This is a genomic window from Legionella sp. PC1000 (genome assembly GCF_014109805.1).
Classification (GTDB): domain Bacteria; phylum Pseudomonadota; class Gammaproteobacteria; order Legionellales; family Legionellaceae; genus Legionella; species Legionella resiliens.
On record NZ_CP059400.1, the window covers coordinates 1,712,448 to 1,731,497 of the forward strand.

Consider the following 19,050-nt stretch of genomic DNA (forward strand, 5'->3'; position numbering starts at 1 on the left):
TCATGATTACTTTATAATTATGCCGAATATTTTTAATAACTGTTTATATAATGTAGCGTGAGACCTCTAATTTTTTTAATATTATTTTTTTCTGCTGTTGGTCATGCAGAAATGGCTGATTTGGTCTTAGATAACTATAAAGCAAATCTTGATAGATTGCCTTTAGTGAAACAAGAGCACTTTTCAATAAGAATGTACCGAATCACAGGCGATAAAGAACATTTGAATTCTGTAATGGATTATGTGTATTTTCTAAGCCATAAATATCAATATCTTTTTTCAAGTTTGGATCAACCAGAGCTCATCCTTAAAAAATCAAATAACTTATTATTAGATGCTAACCAAGATCCCTCACAAAAACACAAGTTACGTATCAAAAAAATATCACAATATGGTGATTTATTTTTTTATCTTTATTTATTAGAAATAACCAATAAAATTTTTTCCTATCATTTGGAGAATACTTCTCTATTTCCGCAAACCAATACTGTTATTGACGTATTAAAAACCCAAATTCCTCGGTTGGAAGAATTTATCTTAAGCGAGGAAAACATTAAGCTTTATGGTGCTCAATTAGTTAATTACGTTTATTATTTACATGATTTACACATTATTGATTTAAGAAAATCCTATACCAAACTATTTCAGCAAACTTTTCCAGACCATATGGATAGTCGACTATCAGAATTGGAGTATGAAGCAAAAATTTATGGTATGACTCATTTTATCACTGCCGCGAGTCATTATTATCAAAACTCGGTGAGTGACGAGACTTTTCTCTGGATAAGCGAATATTTTGAGCGCAATATGCAACAAATAATAGAGCGAGCTGAAAATGATGTTATTGCGGAGGTAGGGGTTTGCTTATTGTTATTAAATAAAAAAGATTCTCCAGCAATTAAAAAAATAAGAGATCATTTAGAAACCGCATACAGCACGCAGCATCAGATGATTCCTACTCGCACGAGTTCAGTAGATTTTATATTTGGTGAACATCGTAATACGCTTACCGTAATGCTTTTTAAATGGCCAGAAAAACTTATGGATGGTCCTTTCTTTACAGCAGAAACCGGGAAAATAAATATGGAGTTTGTATAGAATAAATTTTGAACCTACTCATGGGGAATGTAGGTATACCTAGGCTTCCACTTTAAGATCGTTGTTCTAAAATACCTTTATCTAATAGCGGACTCCCATCTTTTTTTCTTTGGCCTGGATTCTTTTTACTTCGGAATGGAAGAATAATGATTAAAAAAAACAGCATCGAGAGAGCCATCCAGCCCATAAGATAAAAGCAATCATCAAGTGCCAAAGCAATGGCTTGACGCGTCAGATATTCATTTAATTGAGCAAGTGCATGTTTCCCTTGAATATGCTGCAATTTCGCTCCCTCCAAAAATTGTTGGGTTTCATGAGAAAATGCAGTCAAACTACTTCCCAGGCGAAGATGAAAAAATACTTCTCGCCTATGCCATAAAATAAGAAATAAAGCCACTCCTAAACCACTGCCAAGCAAGCGCGAAACATGAAAAAAACAAATACATTCAGCAACCTTTGTTTCAGGAAAGGTTTGCACTGATAATTGAAAGAGGGGGGATAAAAACAATGCAAGACCTACACCGGCTAGTCCTCGTGAAAATGCAATTCGGTCAAAATTGATATCTACATTAAAGGAGCTGGTATAAAAACAGGAAATGGCAAAAAAAAGTAAGGCAATGAATAATGGATAAAATGGCTCATATTGCCTCTTGTTGATGAATACTGGAATCCATCCACAAAATGCCATGGTTCCTATAATGAGGGCAATCCAATCAGGGGTGTAATTAACATAGAGTTTTAGCCATAAAGCCAATAAGATTACCATGCCAAAATAGAGTGCAAAAAATAACGCGATGTAAATCATTGCAAGGGAAAAATAAAAATTTTTAAGTAATTTCAAATCAATAACTGGATACTGTGTAGCCCAACTGCGCAAAATAAAAAAAATAAGACTAATCACACCAGTAGTAAGCAAAAAAGTAATTAAGGAAGAACGAAACCAATCTAATTCCTGACCAGTAGTTAAAGCAGTTCCAATAAAAATCATGCTAATGCAATAGTAAAAATAACCAAGTTTATCGAAATATGCTTTGTTTACGGGCTCATGATATTTTCTGTACCCATAGCCAACATACACAATTAAAAAGATGCATAAAGGTATGTTAGAGAAAAAAAGGAATCGCCAATGGTAGCTGTAAGCAATCCAAGCACCATATGAAGCACCGATTACGGGAATAATTGAAAGACAAATCAACACTAAAGAAACAATATATACTTTATCTTTATTAGGAGAGAGCAAGGGAATAAGCGTACATGTAATAAGAAGAAACATTGGTCCTGAAGCAACACCTTCTAAAAACCTGAATAAGATAAACGTAAAGAAATCTCCAGCTGTAGCACATCCCCATGAACATAATGCGGTAAGGCTGAGGCAGACCACAAAAAGCTGAATAGGGCTTAATCGTGTTACTGAGGGTTTCCCTAACGGTACTCCTAAAAGGTTTCCAATACAAAAAAAACTGACCGTATATGAAGTCATATAGGGACTGCCACCCAGATCACTTACAATATACAGACCTGCCATAATAGGTAAGGTAAGATTGAAGATTACTGCAGCAAGTGATAAGAGTAAAATATAGAGAATCATTGTTTACTCATCTCATTTTGGGCGATTTTATTTAAAGTAAGGGGTGAGTTGGCATATTTCTGCAGATTAGGATCCAAATTACGCTTAATAATATCTGCTATAAGCTCCTCATCACCTATTTCTTCCTTTTGGAAAATATCGGTAACATAATGCGGTGAGTCAGAAGTTGTGGTGGGTACTAAGGGGCCGTTTTGATCGGACAGATCTGTAGTTACTTCTAAAGAAAGACCAATTCGCAGAGGATGCTTTTTTAATTCATCCTGTACTAGAGCAATCCGAACAGGCAATCTTTGAACGATTTTAATCCAGTTTCCTGAGAGATTTTCAGGCGGTAACAATGAAAAAACATTGCCTGCGCCTCCTGGTAACCCCACAATTTTGCCATGAAACACAACATCAGAACCATAAAGATCAGAAGTAAACTTAACACTTTGGCCAAGGCGCATTTTTTTTAGTTGGGTTTCTTTATAATTAGCATTTACCCATATTTGATCCAAAGGAATAATGGACATAAGTGGTTCTTTAGGAGAAAGCCACATGCCTACTTGAATTGTTCTTTGTGCTATCAGTCCGTCTACAGGTGCATAAATTTTACATCGATATAATTGTACCCATGCATCGCGTACTTCTTGCGCAGCTGCTTGTACCCAAGGATGTTCGGTAATGGACGTTCCTTGTACAAAAGCGAGCATTTTTTGATAATTGTTTTTAGTACTATTTAATGAAGCAATTGATGCTTTTAGATCATCTTGGGCATTTTGATAATCTTCTAAAGAAACTCCTTTCGCACTAATGACATCATAACGATGTTTCAGGTTTTGTTGTGCTTTTAAAAGTTGCGCTTTCTTCATTTCAATGTCTGCAGCCAGTATAAACACATCATGAAATGCCTGGCATACATCACGCACCGTACTGGCAAGTTTCTTTTTGGCTTTTTCCAGCGCAATAAGTGAATCTGTTTCATTTAATGTAACAAGGAGTTGTCCTTTTTTTACCAGAAAACTATCATCAGTATAGATACCTGTAACGAATCCTGGGCGCAAAGATTTGATGTAGACCTGATTCCCTTGTACATAGGCATCATTGGTATAAACTTGGTGGCTCCATACAAAAAGCCAATACAAAAAAAGGAAAATAAATAAAACAATAAGAACGACTGCGAAATAAAAAGAGGCGGATCTTTTTTTCATGAGTTTTTCACCAAGGGTATCGTATTTTGATGGTAACCTCCTCCTAACACTTTGGTTAATTTTATAGAGGCTAAATATTGGTTATAAAGTAGAATAACATCTACAAGTTCTTTTTGAATGACTTCTTCCTGTAAAAAATAAAGATCAAATAAACTGTCTAGGCCTTTTTGTTGACGCAAGTAACTTAATTGATAACGCTGTTTTGTATACTCCACCACTTTTTTTTGTTCTATCTTTTGCTGGTAGATATCCTCAGCAAAAGCTAACACATCAAGAACTTCTTGAGTACTGTATAAGAGCAAATTATTGTAAGCGTCAATTGCTGCATCAAATTGTGCCTTAGTTGCTTTAATATTAGCCCGTATTGCTCCTGCAGTGAAAATAGGTAATTGCAAGGCAGGTCTAATTGCCGCGGTACCACTTGATAAATCAAAAAGTTTTCTCCAACTTGTGCTTTCCAGACCAATCAGACCAACGAGGTTGAAATCAGGATAATATTCCGCCATTGCTGCTCCTGTTTTATAAGCTAAAGCTTTGGCACGCCAAATTTGTGCCATAAGATCAGGTCTGCGGGCTAAGAAATCCAATGGCAGTATTTGAGGAATATTCAGAGTTTTGGGTAGTGAGGGAAGTGTGGAATTAATCAATAAGGGATCATCTGCCCCACGTCCTGCTAAAGTATTAATCAAGTGTTTATTGACAGATAATTCATTTGTAATGCTTGATAGTAGTTTTTGGGATTCAAGTAATTTTTCTGAAGTTTCCAATGCGGGTAATTTAGAAGAAAGTCCCTTTTGTACCAATAATTTTTGTAATTTTGTAATTTTTTGTCGTACTTCAATTAACTGCTCATATAATTTTTTTCTTACAAGATTCGTTTTATAAGCAAAATAAGCTTGGGCAATTGCGGTGCTTGTAATCAACTCTACTTCTGCAGCTTCTGCTTCTTGAACTTTTGCTTCTCCTAAAGCGGCATAAAAAAGATTACGGTTTTTTCCCCAAAAATCAAATTCATAAGTAAAAGAAAGAGACAGATCCAAGAGTCTGGCATTTAAAGGAAAATTAGGGTTGAATGCGCGATATAAGCCGTTTTTGCTTACATATTGTCGATTTTCATGAGCATTAAAAAAAACTAAAGGGGCTAGTAGCGAGCGTGTGACAATAGCTCGCTGTTTAGCAACTTCAATGCGGCTTTTGATTTCATGAATTGAAGGATTATTAGCTAAAGCCTCTGTAACTAAAGTGTTGAGTTCAGGAGTGTTATAAGATAACCACCATTGCTTGTTTGGCCACTTGCCTTTAGAAAAAATCTCTTTCTTTTGTAAACTTTTTTTAATCGAATGCTCCATGTGTGGAACAGTTTTTATATTTTTAATCTGGCTTTGCTGAGGAAGAGAAACAGTACAGGATATTAATGTATAGAAACTAAAACAAATAAATCCTCTGATCCAAAACCGCATAACACTTCCTTTTTATTTGGCAACACACCCATCATTAAAATAGTTTCAATTCCACCATCAAAACTATCTTAATATAGTAACCATTAACATTTGATTTTCAAAGGTATTTTCTCTTGATGACTAGATAGCTACAAATTATTAAGGAATTCTCAAGTTTTGAGTTTTCTTTTGAGCAATGAGGGGGTGAAATATTACTCTAAGGAAACTCAAGCAAGTCTTTATAAGGCCTGCATTGATATATTACGGATGTTAATGCATCGAGACAAAAGCTTATAATTGGATTAGCATTTGCTACCGAGAGTTTAGATAAACATACGGCAGTCTTAAAGACGTTACTTACATTATTAAACCAAATATCTAAGGATTCTTCATTGTCTATCTTAGTTACTGGTATTATAAGAGCTTCCTTAAAATGGACAATAATGTTGTGTATTTACTTCAAGAGGCAGTGACTTGCAATCTGGCTTTCCGTTATCTTATGATGGTATCGCATTTTAAAGTGAGTTAACTTTTTGACTGTAGACCACATCACGCTTTCTAATGACTTAAATAAATCAGGAGTTATATAACATGGACAAAAAGGATTTTGCTGTAATTATTATCACAAGTAGTCTCATAGCAACCCCACTATTTGCTTCCAATTTTTTTCATCATTTAGCAGTAGATCCAACAAAAAAGATAAGTACAGCATTAAAAGAAAAGGCACAATCTAAATCAAAAAATGGAGTTAAACATTTTGTTGATTTTTCAGGAACATGGGTAGGAAATTGTACTGGTTATGAAGGAACAGATACTGTTGCTATAGAAAACTCAGATTCAGAATTTATAATTAATGATAAAATATATCATATTGGCTCATTAGAAACTGAATCCAGATCAAATAAAGAGGCTACATTTTTTTTCCACAACTTATTGGAATGGAATGCTGATTATTCTAACCTGATATTTAGTTTTTCCTCTACCGGACATTTCCATGGGCAAGATTTGAGTATGAAGAATTTTGGTTATGGGACTATGACAATTTCATTAAAAAATGATCAGTTAATTTTGGAAGGAAGTTCACAAAATTCAAATGCTGAGAATGACACCATTTTCTGTTCTTATAATAGACAATAAATCCTTTTTTTATCAAACATAACCTTAATGGAGCGAAAAGATATATCGTTGTATTAAGGTTTCCGCAGAATAGTTTCAGTTAACTTTGCGTTGTTACGCGAAGAATTTCAGCAAGTGATGTATCGCCGGCGAGCACCCTCTTAAATCCATCATCTCGAATACTGGGAGTAGTGGGGCGTAAATAACTTTCCATTGTTTGCAAATTTTCATGGCGATGAATCATTCCTCTTAGTTCTTCATCTACAGTAATCAGCTCATAAATGCCAGTTCGTCCTTTATAGCCTAGGTGATTACAGAAATCGCAACCTTTAGACTCAAAAACTTTAGATATATCTGCATCTTCTGTGAGTCCCATAAGTTCTTTTTCGTCGTCTCTTAATTGATGAGGTGTTTTGCATTGAGGACATAATTTTCTCACCAGGCGTTGTGCGATAAGTCCAACGATACTAGAAGATAAGAGAAAAGATTCAACGCCCATATCGCGTAAACGAGTGAGGGCGCCTAGTGCGCTGTTTGTGTGTAGGGTTGACAATACAAGGTGTCCTGTAAGACTGGCTTGAACTGCAATTTCAGCAGTTTCCAAATCACGAATTTCTCCTATCATGACCACGTCGGGATCTTGTCTGAGTATTGCCCTTAAGCCCTTGGCAAAGGTCATTTGTACTTTAGTATTAACCTGTGTTTGTCCAACTCCTTCAAGATCATATTCTATGGGATCTTCGATCGTTAGAATATTGCGCGTGACTTGATTTAATTCAGTTAACATGGCGTATAAAGAGGTAGTCTTCCCAGAACCTGTTGGTCCAGTGACCAAAATAATGCCATGCGGTTCTGCGATCATTTTTCGCATGGCTTTTACAGTAGGTTGAGGCATCCCCAATAGGTTTAAATCCAATTGTGCAGCTTGTTTGTCCAAAATCCTCAAAACGACACGTTCGCCATGGTTTGATGGGAGGGTTGAAACCCGAACGTCAATATTATGCCCACCAATACGTAGTGAAATACGACCGTCTTGCGGAATGCGCTTTTCTGCAATATCCAGCTTGGCCATAACTTTGACTCTAGAAATAACTAAGGGGGCTATAGCACGTTGAATTTCTAAAACCTCATGTAAAACACCGTCAATACGATTACGTACTAATACTCTATCTTCATAAGTTTCAATATGAATATCAGATGCTTTTTGTTTTATTGCTTGGGTAAATAATGCATTCAATAAGCGGATTATCGGCGCATCATCTTGATTTTCTAATAAGTCTTCACTTACTGGTAATTGACTTGCCAGCAATGAGAGATCCATATCCTCTTCCATGCCTCCAGCAGCTTCTAATATTGATGATTTAGATTGATACACGTGTGCTAAATGTTGTTGAAACGCTGATTCATCAACTTGTTTCAGAGTAAAGTCGCATTGTAATAAACGTTTTATTTCCGCAAGAGCTTGTAATGGGGTATTAGGTAAATGATAAACAAGAGCATGGTTATCGCTCATTTCATTCGCAACAACAATCCCATGGTTTTTTGCAAAACTGTATGGGATTTTCAGTGATTTCTCTTCATTTTCCATAGCTTACTTCGTTACTAGCAAAGGTGGGCGATGAAACGGTTTGGGCAATTCAGCGCGTTTCAAAGCAGGCAATACGGTTGAGTTATTGCTTTGTACAAATGCATCTTGTGATCTTAGCCAATCCAGTTGGTACTGACGAACATGGTTGTACTTTTCACTTGTCATATGCATATTATCGCGTTCATTACGTAAAATAAGGGGTTTAATAAAGACCATAAGCACCCTTTTTTCACGAGAATTTATTTTCCGTTTGAATATACGACCCATACCAGGTATATCTCCTAAAATGGGTAAACGATTATTGTCATTATTTAGACTGTCTTGTGTTAAACCGCCTAAAACAACTGCATCACCGCTCTCAACATGAACTGAGGTGACGATACTGCTAATTCGAAATGTTGGAGTAGTCACGTTTGGAGCAACAACGGGTGGATCCAGGGTGTCATTACCTTGGTCAATTTGCATTTGAATTCCATTCCCGCGCGTGATTTGTGGGCGGACATAGAGATGCAATGCGACGTTTACTCGATCGAAAGTGGTAAATGGAACACCACCATTTGTTGTCCCTCCTGCATTAGCAGGTTGAGTTGTTGATGCAATCGAAACCTGTTTACCTACCAATATTTTGGCTTGGCGATTATCAAGAACTACAACGGAAGGCGTTGATAAAATATTCGCTTTGTTCTCTCTAGCCAAAGCATATATTTGTGCTTGTAAGTCATCAAGTCGGGTTCCACTATTAATTATAGCAAATCCTGGTCTAAAATCTTGTGGTCTCCCCGTTAGTTGATTACTTCCCCATTCAATACCCAAATCATTAATATCTGATTGGTTTATTTCTGCGACCATTGCCTCTATAAGTAATTGTGCTGGTTTAATATCCAGTTGAACAATTACTCTTTTCAAAATACGTATCACCGACGCGGGTGCATTAAGAATAATAGAGTTTGTGTTAGGCTCAGCAATAATTTGCACTGAAGGTTTGGTTGTGCCCTCATTTTGCGTTGTTGCCGTTGTAGTATTTGCAGTAGCTCCTGATGCAGTAAGGGGGGACGGGCCGCTACCTGATCCTGATGAATAAAGAGAAGAAGAGGTGGGACTGGAGCTTTGTATATTTGAGTTACTGGTAAGATTGGAGGCAGGGTTTGTACTGTCCAAGATAGGACGAGTAATCGTACCAATGGTTGTTCCAACATTACCACTGAAATTTGCCTGCGCAATACCTGCAAGAATGGGGACCAAGTCTTCTGCTCTGAGGTAATTGAGATAAACAACTTGCGTATTACTGTTTTGACCTTCTGAGCTTTCTTTATCTAACTTTAATATTAACATCCTAAGACGTATTCTGTCTGTTTTGGTTCCACTGATCAATAGAGAGTTGGAGCGATCATCGGCAGCTACAGTTAACTGTGTTCGTGATCCTCCCATGCTGGGTTGAATTTTAACAAGATCTTTTAAAGTAGCAGCGATATCCATAGCTAATGAATGTCTTAAAGGGACCATATCGATACCATTTGCAGAAGAGGAATCTACTTGTTTGATGATTTCTGCAAGACTACGAATGTTGTTGGCTCTACCTGACAAAATAAGCATGTTTGAGGGAGCATACGCAGAGATACTGCTCCATTGGGGCATTAGTGGTCGTAAAACAGGTACTAATTGCTCAGATGGAACATAATGAACGGGCACGACGGCCACCATCATGTCATCGCCTTTAGGGGGCTGTTTCATTTCGCCTGAAGGATCAGGTGATTGTGTTTTTGCATCAATATTAGGGATAATTTTAATGATCGCACCACTAGGTATCGCGGCAAAACCAGAGACTTGTAACACTGAAAGAAACACTTCATAGAGTTCGTCATTGTTCATTGGTGTTGCCGATACAATGGATATTTTTCCTTGTACTCTAGGATCAATGACGAAGTTTTTTCCTGTTACTCGAGACACTTCAGCGATGACCGCTCTGATATCCGCATTTCTTAGGTTCCATAACTTACTGCTTGGTGGCGGAGGTATTTCTGTTGGCTCACTTGAACTGTCGGATGGGTTTGATTGGGCTAAAGGAGGAGATTGATTTTCAATGTGTTTGTTCTTTTTAGAATCGATGATTTTTTGAGTTAATTTATTCTGCAAGGCACGTGCTGTGAGATAATCACTAATTGGTCCAATTTGTATGAGATAAAGTTTCTTATCCGATAGATTCTTAATTTCCACCGGTTCACTAACGAGCGCGGATAATTCTTGTTGGCGTTGTTTTGCATCTTTTTCTAAATTAAATGCGCCTGCTTGCAAATAAAAAGTAGTATTCCCATTTTTAGTAGTTGTGGAAATATTAATTTCGTTTGCATGAATTAATGCAGAACAAATAAATGTTAAAATAAAAATTACTATCGAGCGCATTGAAAAATCGCAAAATCCTAATTAAATAACATAATAACTAAATTTATAAACTTACAATAGTTTTTTTGACGTGTTACTGAAGGTATTTTGAAGCCTTTTTAAAATTCTGCTTCAAGATTATCTTAACTGCTAAGAATCTATCTTTATATTCACTTGTTTTTATTTTGAAGCATGAATTCTAAATTCATCGGGTAAGAATATCCTTCGTAGGTCAAAACAATTTTCTTCCTTTTTAATCCCGGACAACATATCGTTAATCCGGGTTGCTTTTTACTAAGGTTTGTAATGTGTATGTTCATCGTGCGCGTCATGACTGTGGGAGTGCTGATGGGCATATGGCTGAGGAGTATGATGTTGCTGAGGTATGTAATAGGGATGTTGATGTGAATGATGATAATAGAAAGAGTTAGGATTAGCACCTAGAGCTGGGGTTGTAACAACCACTGAAGTGTGAGTGTGTGGCTGGGTGGTTGATGGGTGAGTGTGCTCGTGGTTTTTTGGCTGATGTTCGTGTTTTCTTCTCATATTATTTCATCCTCATTTAATAAAGAATTGAATTGCATCCATTTGTTTATTCAGATGATAATGTGCAAAGTTGTACATTTTAAATATCATCTTAACGCATTATATGCAGATGGTTTGGTAAATGTATATGTTTTTCTGAGCATTTAAAAATTTAAGTTGAATCAATATATTGGACGATCTTAGAGAGGTGCCTTCTACTGGTTTTTTCTGATAAGTGTAGAAGGCTCTTGAGATTTCTTTATATGGGTTTAAGGGCAATAAATTGTGTCTCTGACTTCTTCAAGATCCGCATTACTGGGATCGTTTAAATCATAATTTCCGTGAAGCTCTTCACCTGTTGCGCTTACGTAAGTTTTTTCAGCATTTCTTCCTGCTACTGCATTTTGTCTACGCAACGCAAGAGCAGGGGGAACCTCATCGGGATTAGGCAATTGCATGAGCGGATTATCTGATAAATCAGCCACAGCCGTTCTTCCTCCGGTAACAAATAAGGTTTTCGTTTTTGTATCGAAAAATTTTGTCATAATAATCTCCAGCTGAATGGGTTATGGTGATTACATACTGTAACTCAGTTGAACTTATATATCAGTTTAAGTAAAGCAATTTTTCTGCACAAACGCAATTATTCAGTGAATTAACCTAAGATTGAATGGTTGTATTATCCAAACCTCCAACGCGCATGATACGGTATTTTAATTGTACAATACTACTGCCGATACTCTTTGTCTCCAAAAGTTCAAGCCCGATGTCATGCTTCAGTGGACCAAATAAAGAACGACCCGAACCGAGTAATATAGGGATTAAGGTAATTGTTAATTCATCAATGAGATTTTCTACAATGAATTTTTGAATGGTAATTCCCCCATCAATGTAAAGATGTTTCATCCCTTTTTTTGCCAGGCGCTGCACGAGGGCATAAGGTGTTTCAAAAGATGAAGAAACACATTTTTGTATGTGTTTGGGGATATTCATGGGTCTGCTGCTCATGACCACCACTGGCAGATCACCATATGGCCATTCATCAAATGTGAGCACCTGTTCAAATGAATTTCTCCCCATAATTAATCCGTCCACGCTGGAAATAAAGGATTGGTAACCACCATCTTCACCTTCAGGAACAAGCGAGTTGACTTTCATGAGCCAATCAATAGAGCCATCATCCCGGGAGATAAATCCATCCATGCTTGTGGCAATAAATACGGAACATTTAATGGACATATGAAATATCCTTGTGATAAATTTTTACAAACTGTAACGTTAAAGAATAATTCCAAGGTGTTTTAACTTACAAGGAAGAATACTACAAAAACAATACTTAACACGAAGAGTAAAAAATTAATTTTTTGTCGTGTTAACAGCTTTAATAAGGTATAGAGAATAATACCCCCGCCAATTCCATCCGCAATAGACGCAGTAAAAGGGATCATCATGATAGTAACCATGCAAGGAGCTGTTTCGCTTACATCCTGTAATTTCATGTCAGTGAGGTGTTTCATCATACAACACGCCACATACAAAAGGGCGGGGCCTACTGCATAGTTAGGAATCATTCGTGCTAAAGGTGAAAAAAATAACATAAGAAGAAAACCGATTGCGATGACTATAGCTGTGATTCCACCGCGTCCACCTGCTTCAATTCCTGCTGCAGACTCGATGTAAGGAGAGGTACTTGCAGAGCCTAATAATCCTGCTACAGCAGAAGCAGCTGCATCAACGGTTAGACAATTGCTAAGACGTTTGGAATAATTTTTTTGTTGTTTAAATACAGAAGGATTTAATAAGCCGATCAACGTTCCCGTAGCATCAAACACAGCAATTAAAAAAAAGGTAAACGTGGCTTTTAAGGCGGGAACTGTATTTAGGCCAGAAAAATCGAGCTTTAAAAAAGTAGCTTCCATGGAAGGAGGCATGGAAATTAATCCCTGCCAGGTAGATAAACCCATCAATAGGCTCAAGAGAGAAATACTGAGTATTCCGAGGATAATCGCCCCAGGAATTTGAAAATAATCTAAAATCAGTATAAGTAAGAATCCTAAGAAAAATAAGCCGCTTTCTGGACGATTAATTTCGCCAAGACGCATTAAATTATGCTGATCTTCAATAATAATTTGATTATTTTGTAAAGTAATTAATGCAATTAATAAACTGATTCCTATTAAGATAGCAATTTGTAAATTATGAGGAATTGCTTCGATTAATAGACGTCGCAGGCGTGTAAGTGACATTAAAAAGAACAAGACACCTGAAAGAAAAACAATGGCTAATGCTTGTTCCCAAGCGATTCCCATGCCTTGCACTACCGTGTAAGAAAAGAAGATATTTAATGCCATACCCGGTGCAATGCCAATGGGGGTATTAGCAAATACCCCTGCAAAAAAACAGGCAAAGGCAGTAATAAGACATGTGGCGGTAAATACTGCTCCCTGGTCCATCCCGGCCTCATGGAGTATGCTCGGGTTAATGAAAGCGATATACACCATGGTTAGAAAAGTGGAGATACCCGCAAGGATTTCAGTTTTCAGAGTGGTGTCTTTAAGAAAATAGGATTTTAACCGTTCCATAGTATTCTATTCTCCTATTTGAAAAAGAAATTTAAAGACACTGGCTAATCTATATACAGTGCGCGAATGTAATTGTTTTATTAAACATAACAAAAATTCAATTTTAAAGTATCTAGGTTCCGTGAACCAATTTTCTAGCGCATCCATATAAGCGCTCCGGCCAAATGTAAGAACCCGGAAAAAGCGGTCGTTGTTTTATCAAAACGAGAAAAAACACGCCGAAAGTGTTTGATTTTGGAGAAAAAAGCTTCAACTAAAAACCGCTCTTTGTACTGCTCTTTATCGATTTTTCTTGGGTTCTTCGCATTCTTTTTTGACGGAATGGTTGCAATACAGCCTTGACTCTCCAGTGTGTCAACAAGTGCCTGTGAATCATATCCTTTATCTGCAAGAACTATCGTGTCACGCTGCTCCTTCAATAGCTCTGCTGCTTGAGTAATATCGTTTCGATGTCCCCCGGTCAGGATAAACTTAATCGGATTCCCCAGTCCATCCACCAAAGCGTGAATTTTAGTGGTAAAACCTCCTTTACTGCGCCCCAATGCCTGAGCATCATTCCCTTCCTTGTCGTAACCAGATGCACACGCATGCGCGCGCACTATGGTGGCATCAATCATGACGGCTTGATCATCAACATCGCTAACTGAAGACATTAAGCCAGTCCAAATGCCGCGATCTGACCACATTTTATATCGCTTGTGAATTTTACGCCAATGTCCGTAATAGGGCGGGAGCAGGCGCCATTGACAGCCTGTACGTAATACATACCAGACTCCTTCCACAAAGCATCTTGTCTTCTCATTATTCTTAATGTGCAATCCTTTTACTCCTTGCAGAAAAGAATAAATTGTATCCCAGACTCGTTCTGATATATTATTATACATGTAGGCAGTTCCATTAGTGTTGTTAACGATCGCAATCGAATTTCACTATAAAAACTGCCTACTTTTCAAGTAATTAAAAAAATTGGTTCACGGAACCTAGGTTTTTTTGTAATTAATAATATGAGAAAAAAATAGTGCGCACTCACTTTAGTTGGGGAAGTCTTAAAGTCAACACGAAATGCTACTTCTTAAACTGCTTTCGTAGGAGGATTTGGGAGTAGGTTCAACTGATGTTTCGAGTTGCTGAGCATACCGTTCTTTATAGCTATTGAAATGATGATGGGTCGTTGTGTCTTTTCCAGAGAGAGTGTTTCGAACTATCTTTGTTACTTCATCAGTATTACTATTCTGGACTCCTAAAAGTTTCCTGAAGTCTTCCCCTATATCATCATCTGCACAGATTCGATTAATTAACCATTGTGCCGATTGATTATGTACCGAATACTTATCCCCACCTAGATAAAATCTGCGTTCGCAGCAAACTTGACACAGTTTTTCAAATGTTTTAGTGGCATGCTCCGTGTCTCCTGCTGATAGATAGGAATATAAAGTTCTCAATGTATTATTAATCACTACTTCTTTTTGTGCGGCTTCTTGCGACAAGAAAGCAATATCTTTGGTTTTTCTTTCTGTAGCAATTACTTTACTTTTCTTAAGATATTCCTCCTCTTTACTATCAATGAATGCTTCCATCATTTCTTTCATGCTATCACTTACTGAATTATATTCAGTTGGATGCTCTTCACGAAGCCGATTAAAAGGATGCCTTGCGCAAGTTTTTTTTAGTTCTTTATTTGCATACAGCGCATACTTATTGTAATCCAGTTCCAGTAAGTCTAATTGCAGTTGACGATCAGCATAACCCAATAATGAAATATCCTTAGCTATAATTTGCTTTTGTTCTTCTAGGGATAATTTTTTGAAAGCAAGCATTAAGACTCTAATTTTTGCTGACTGTAAGCCATCTCGTGTCATGGCCGCAAAATCTTTACAGTATTGTTCCGATAAAGTTGGATAGCCCTTTTTAAGTTGTTGTATCCTGGCATTGATATATTCATCTACTTTGATGGTAAAATTATCATTAATTAATGGTTCTATTAATTTGGATAGTCCCTTAGAATCAAGCTCCTCAACCAATGTTTTAATATGCTCCATTGGGTTTTGCTGGCGTTGTATTTTAATATCTTTTCTTGCAAATTTTTCAATTGCCTGGAAATAATTATAAAGAAATTCACTATCATAAGAATAACAATCTCGATCATCCAAGAGGTATTTGAACGCTTGGACTCTGTCATCAACCCTCATTTCTCTATATTTTTGGTTTGTATTTTCATAGGCTTGAGCAAACTCTGAATTGCTCTTTCGCATTTCATCGGATGCCAATTGAAAATGCCAGGCGATATTTGAATTTGCTATAGTACAATTTCCGGTTTTTTGATCTTTCTTTTGTAATTCTAGAGAAAGTTTTCCATTGAACTTATCTCGATTTTTTTCTAAAAATGCAGACATCATTTTGCGCGAGTCACCTGAAGTCATAGCAGCGCTCATCAATGCCTTTGCAAAACTTTCTGCATTTTCATTTTTTACAGAAAAAACCAGTACTGCAGGTGCACTCCTTATGTCCTCCCCTGTGGCTAAGTCATAATGACGTTGCCCACGATTTACGTAAATAAAATGAGTTTGTTGTTCTTCTTTAACAGCATGAACAGTATAAGCATGGCGAAACCATTCACAAGAAAATCCAACATATCCACCAACAGGTAGATCCGTAGTTTTTTTTGCAGCATCTCGATAAAAAAAATCAGGCAGTACATCGAAATTTAAATTGGAGCCAGCTTTTAATCGGTAGTATCTCCTTTTAATACTATCTACTGCTGCATCTGTCGTCCAACCAGTATTTCGAGAGGCAAAAAAAGAAGGATTATTTTGCAACCCTAAAACATGCGTCATTTCACTGTGAGAATTAATTACTCTAATTTTATTTTTTTCTTGAATTTTTTTTTCTTTTTCTATCTGCTGCCAGATTGGGCCAAGTCTGCTCGGAGGTATTTCTAAATACCATTGCTTTGAATTAGCTGTTTGCCCTAGGCCATTTCCCAGTGTTAATCCTTCTATACCATATTTTTTCATAAATTGAGCAAGGAATTCCCGATCTTTAAACTGAATCCGAATTTTATCTTGCGGTTGTTGATGTTCTTTTCCGGGTTGATAATTTTGTACAAAAGGTGTAACTCTTATGACTCCAGGCAAATTTGAGATAGCGTGAGCTTGTGCAATTAGTTTTTCTTTCTCTGTACGTTGCTGCATAATTGCTCGCCAACAATAACGCTTAAGTATTATTTATAGTATAGTAAACTGTATCAAAATCATTCATGTCCGAATTGGCTCAAAAGAAGTCAGAATCTATTGAATTCATCTCAATCTATTCCATTTAATGTGCAAAAATAAGAACTATGTGTCTATAATAAAAACTATTAGTATAAAATAAATCATTGGCAAATCTCAATTAGAATGCAGTGTAAAATTTTATGCTCTTAAACATTGGATTTAGGTTATGCCTGGCGCATCAGAACAAAATGCGTAACTCACAACCTTGAGTTGAAAAAGTGCATTTTGATGTCATGGATATCTGAAGTTTTTAATAGTGTAGCAACCTGCTTTTGCAATGCGAGTGAGCATGAAAAATCTTAATATTTCACAAGCAAAAACAATAACAATTATTAACAATTATCTAAAATGGCATAATCTGCCCATAAAATGGAATGAAACAGGTGTATGTAATGGTTTAGCTACAGTCCATGCTCATTATGTGCTTCAAGGAAAAGAGGATACTTTTTTAAAAATATTACAAAAGATTGCAGCCATGAGTGAAGGGGACTTCAGCCAATCAACTATAAGTGATTCTCCTGAAGAAGACATTGATCATTTTATAAGTCAAGTCATTTTAGCCTATGACCCTGGTCTTTTCGAAAAAACATTTTCTCAAAGGGATTCATATAAGGCCTTAAAAATTGATGGAAAACCTTTGGACTCAGATTTTGTACTTCCATTAATTACATCAGAAGAAAATTGGGCCAAAATACTGAAAGACATGGAACTTCAACATGGAGAGGTTTTAAAAATTAACTCGCCTAATCACGCAATTACAATTCATCGATTAAAGGGTGAGTATGTCGTTTTCGATCCTAATTACAAAGAAGGGATCAAAAAATTTGACTCCGAAGAGGCGTTAATGACAGAGTTACGAACTAATGTTTTCCAATTCCAGGATAGCAGCATGGCATTAACATTCACGCGCTTAACTCGTTCCGGATTCAAGCATAGCTCATCCTTTGAACAAGCTACACCTGAAGATTATACTAGGAAATACCTTGATCCCAATGCTATTGCTTCTTATGACGATAAAACAATAACCGGTGCCATAATAATAGCTAGAAATGGTAATGAACAGTTAATGCAAATCTGTCTCAATAAAGATAAAAATAAAATTTGGACTGCCACTGAACTTATGGATTTAGGTTTTGAGGCAATACTGAAAAATAACACTCAAAGTATCATCCCGATTTTAAATCAATTAAATTCGTGTCCTGAAAGCACTAAGCAAGAGAAAGAAGATAAGAAATCAGCATTTTTCAGCATGATTTTACTTTCCTTGAGAGATGGCCGTGCCGAATTACTCAATAAACTCATCGAAAATGAATTTGGAAAAAAGGTTTTTCAGAGTATCGATGATGGGCTGTTATTAAATATGGTTGCTCGAGGAGGTAATAAAGAACTTTTAATTGATATTCTCGAAAAAATTCAAACTAATCCTGCAATAGAAACTTTAGAGGAAACAGAGGATACCCAGTCCATTATTGATTTTCTAGATACAGATGAAAAAGACACTCAATTTGAAGAAGTAGAAGTAATGGATCTCTCCGATTTATTGGATATGGAAGAGGTAGAAGTTCAAGTAGATAGTCTTTCCGATTTTTTAAGAGAGGACTTACCCATAATGCCACAACGGACTCGGTTAACGCAAATTATTCTCGAAAAAGACTCTAGAGGGGATAATGCCATAACCTTAGCCATAAAAGGACATTCTCCAGAATGTCTTGAAGTGCTTTTAAAAAAGCTGAACCAAGAAGGTTATATTCTGACCGAGAAGAAACAACAGAAATATTTGCTTCTTGCCATTAATACTAATAATGTGCATATGGTAGACGAACTTATAAGCAATATGGGACCTGAACAGGCAACAGACATTGTGAGCAAGATATCTCTATCCGAAGAACAAGTTAAAAAGCTCAATATACACATCCTTAAGACTTTAGAGCAAAATGGAATGAATTTTGATAAACCAAGTCAAGATATTATTACTGAAAAAGCATCACGAAAAATGAATATTTTCGAAATTATTGGTACTAAATTAGTTAAATTTTTTGATTACATCCAAAGTGTTTTCCAACTCAATTGTTCTGAAGAAAATGAAGATTCTTTTTCGTCCACTCCTGATTCTTTAGCTCAAACAGAACATAATCTTAAAACCCCACCGGATAGAGAGCTTATCTCGAAATTCCAGAGTTTTAAGCAAAAGCATCAGGACCAAATATCTGAAAATCAATCAACCTCGGAGATACAAAATATACCGGGAGCGCCTACCTTGGTTAGTAGCTGAA

14 protein-coding genes are annotated in these 19,050 nt (G+C 36.5%); 3 read left to right on the forward strand and 11 right to left on the reverse strand.

Translation table 11 applies throughout. The features are described from left to right. Positions 1–57: 57 nt before the first annotated feature. Positions 58–1,098 carry a DUF3541 domain-containing protein gene (locus FOLKNPGA_RS07490; protein WP_182352449.1) on the forward strand — a complete coding sequence of 347 codons (1,041 nt, stop codon included), beginning with the start codon at positions 58–60 and terminating at the stop codon, positions 1,096–1,098. 52 nt (positions 1,099–1,150) lie between these two features. On the opposite strand, the gene FOLKNPGA_RS07495 is transcribed toward FOLKNPGA_RS07490, so the two are convergent. The 3 genes from FOLKNPGA_RS07495 to FOLKNPGA_RS07505 are packed head-to-tail and all read right to left on the reverse strand — an operon-like array spanning position 1,151 to position 5,336. Next, a complete protein-coding gene (locus FOLKNPGA_RS07495; protein WP_182352450.1) occupies positions 1,151–2,686 on the reverse strand; it encodes an MFS transporter in 1,536 nt (511 codons plus the stop codon). Beyond that, entirely contained in the window at positions 2,683–3,876 is a 1,194-nt protein-coding gene (locus tag FOLKNPGA_RS07500) for an efflux RND transporter periplasmic adaptor subunit (RefSeq protein ID WP_182352451.1), read from the reverse strand. The genes FOLKNPGA_RS07495 and FOLKNPGA_RS07500 overlap by 4 nt, the downstream gene beginning before the upstream one ends. After that, complete coding sequence (locus FOLKNPGA_RS07505) at positions 3,873–5,336, reverse strand: efflux transporter outer membrane subunit (RefSeq protein ID WP_182352452.1); 1,464 nt, start codon at positions 5,334–5,336, stop codon at positions 3,873–3,875. The genes FOLKNPGA_RS07500 and FOLKNPGA_RS07505 overlap by 4 nt, the downstream gene beginning before the upstream one ends. Positions 5,337–5,906: 570 nt before the next feature. On the opposite strand from FOLKNPGA_RS07505, the gene FOLKNPGA_RS07510 reads away from it, so the two are divergent. Next, complete coding sequence (locus FOLKNPGA_RS07510; RefSeq protein ID WP_182352453.1) at positions 5,907–6,452, forward strand: hypothetical protein; 546 nt, start codon at positions 5,907–5,909, stop codon at positions 6,450–6,452. A 79-nt stretch (positions 6,453–6,531) separates the two neighbouring features. Here the strand turns inward: FOLKNPGA_RS07510 and lspE are convergent, their stop codons facing one another. The 8 genes from lspE to FOLKNPGA_RS07550 form a co-directional block, all read right to left on the reverse strand. Next, entirely contained in the window at positions 6,532–8,019 is a 1,488-nt protein-coding gene (gene lspE, locus FOLKNPGA_RS07515) for a GspE family T2SS ATPase variant LspE (RefSeq protein WP_182352454.1), read from the reverse strand. A gap of 3 nt (positions 8,020–8,022) precedes the next feature. Continuing rightward, a complete protein-coding gene (lspD, locus tag FOLKNPGA_RS07520) occupies positions 8,023–10,419 on the reverse strand; it encodes a GspD family T2SS secretin variant LspD (protein ID WP_182352455.1) in 2,397 nt (798 codons plus the stop codon). Positions 10,420–10,692: 273 nt separating this feature from the next. Continuing rightward, positions 10,693–10,944: a hypothetical protein gene (locus FOLKNPGA_RS07525; protein ID WP_182352456.1), complete on the reverse strand. Its 252-nt coding sequence runs from the start codon at positions 10,942–10,944 to the stop codon at positions 10,693–10,695. Positions 10,945–11,192: 248 nt separating this feature from the next. Next, positions 11,193–11,468: a hypothetical protein gene (locus FOLKNPGA_RS07530; protein WP_182352457.1), complete on the reverse strand. Its 276-nt coding sequence runs from the start codon at positions 11,466–11,468 to the stop codon at positions 11,193–11,195. Between the two features lie 115 nt (positions 11,469–11,583). After that, entirely contained in the window at positions 11,584–12,162 is a 579-nt protein-coding gene (locus FOLKNPGA_RS07535) for a dihydrofolate reductase family protein (RefSeq protein ID WP_182352458.1), read from the reverse strand. Positions 12,163–12,224: 62 nt separating this feature from the next. Then, positions 12,225–13,505 (reverse strand): NCS2 family permease, encoded by a 1,281-nt coding sequence (locus FOLKNPGA_RS07540; protein ID WP_182352459.1) that lies wholly within the window; start codon positions 13,503–13,505, stop codon positions 12,225–12,227. A 134-nt stretch (positions 13,506–13,639) separates the two neighbouring features. Continuing rightward, positions 13,640–14,389 (reverse strand): IS5 family transposase, encoded by a 750-nt coding sequence (locus tag FOLKNPGA_RS07545; protein ID WP_058441825.1) that lies wholly within the window; start codon positions 14,387–14,389, stop codon positions 13,640–13,642. A 168-nt stretch (positions 14,390–14,557) separates the two neighbouring features. Continuing rightward, positions 14,558–16,696: a hypothetical protein gene (locus FOLKNPGA_RS07550; protein WP_182352460.1), complete on the reverse strand. Its 2,139-nt coding sequence runs from the start codon at positions 16,694–16,696 to the stop codon at positions 14,558–14,560. A gap of 370 nt (positions 16,697–17,066) precedes the next feature. On the opposite strand from FOLKNPGA_RS07550, the gene FOLKNPGA_RS07555 reads away from it, so the two are divergent. Next, positions 17,067–19,049 carry a hypothetical protein gene (locus FOLKNPGA_RS07555; RefSeq protein WP_182352461.1) on the forward strand — a complete coding sequence of 661 codons (1,983 nt, stop codon included), beginning with the start codon at positions 17,067–17,069 and terminating at the stop codon, positions 19,047–19,049. Position 19,050: the final 1 nt, after the last annotated feature.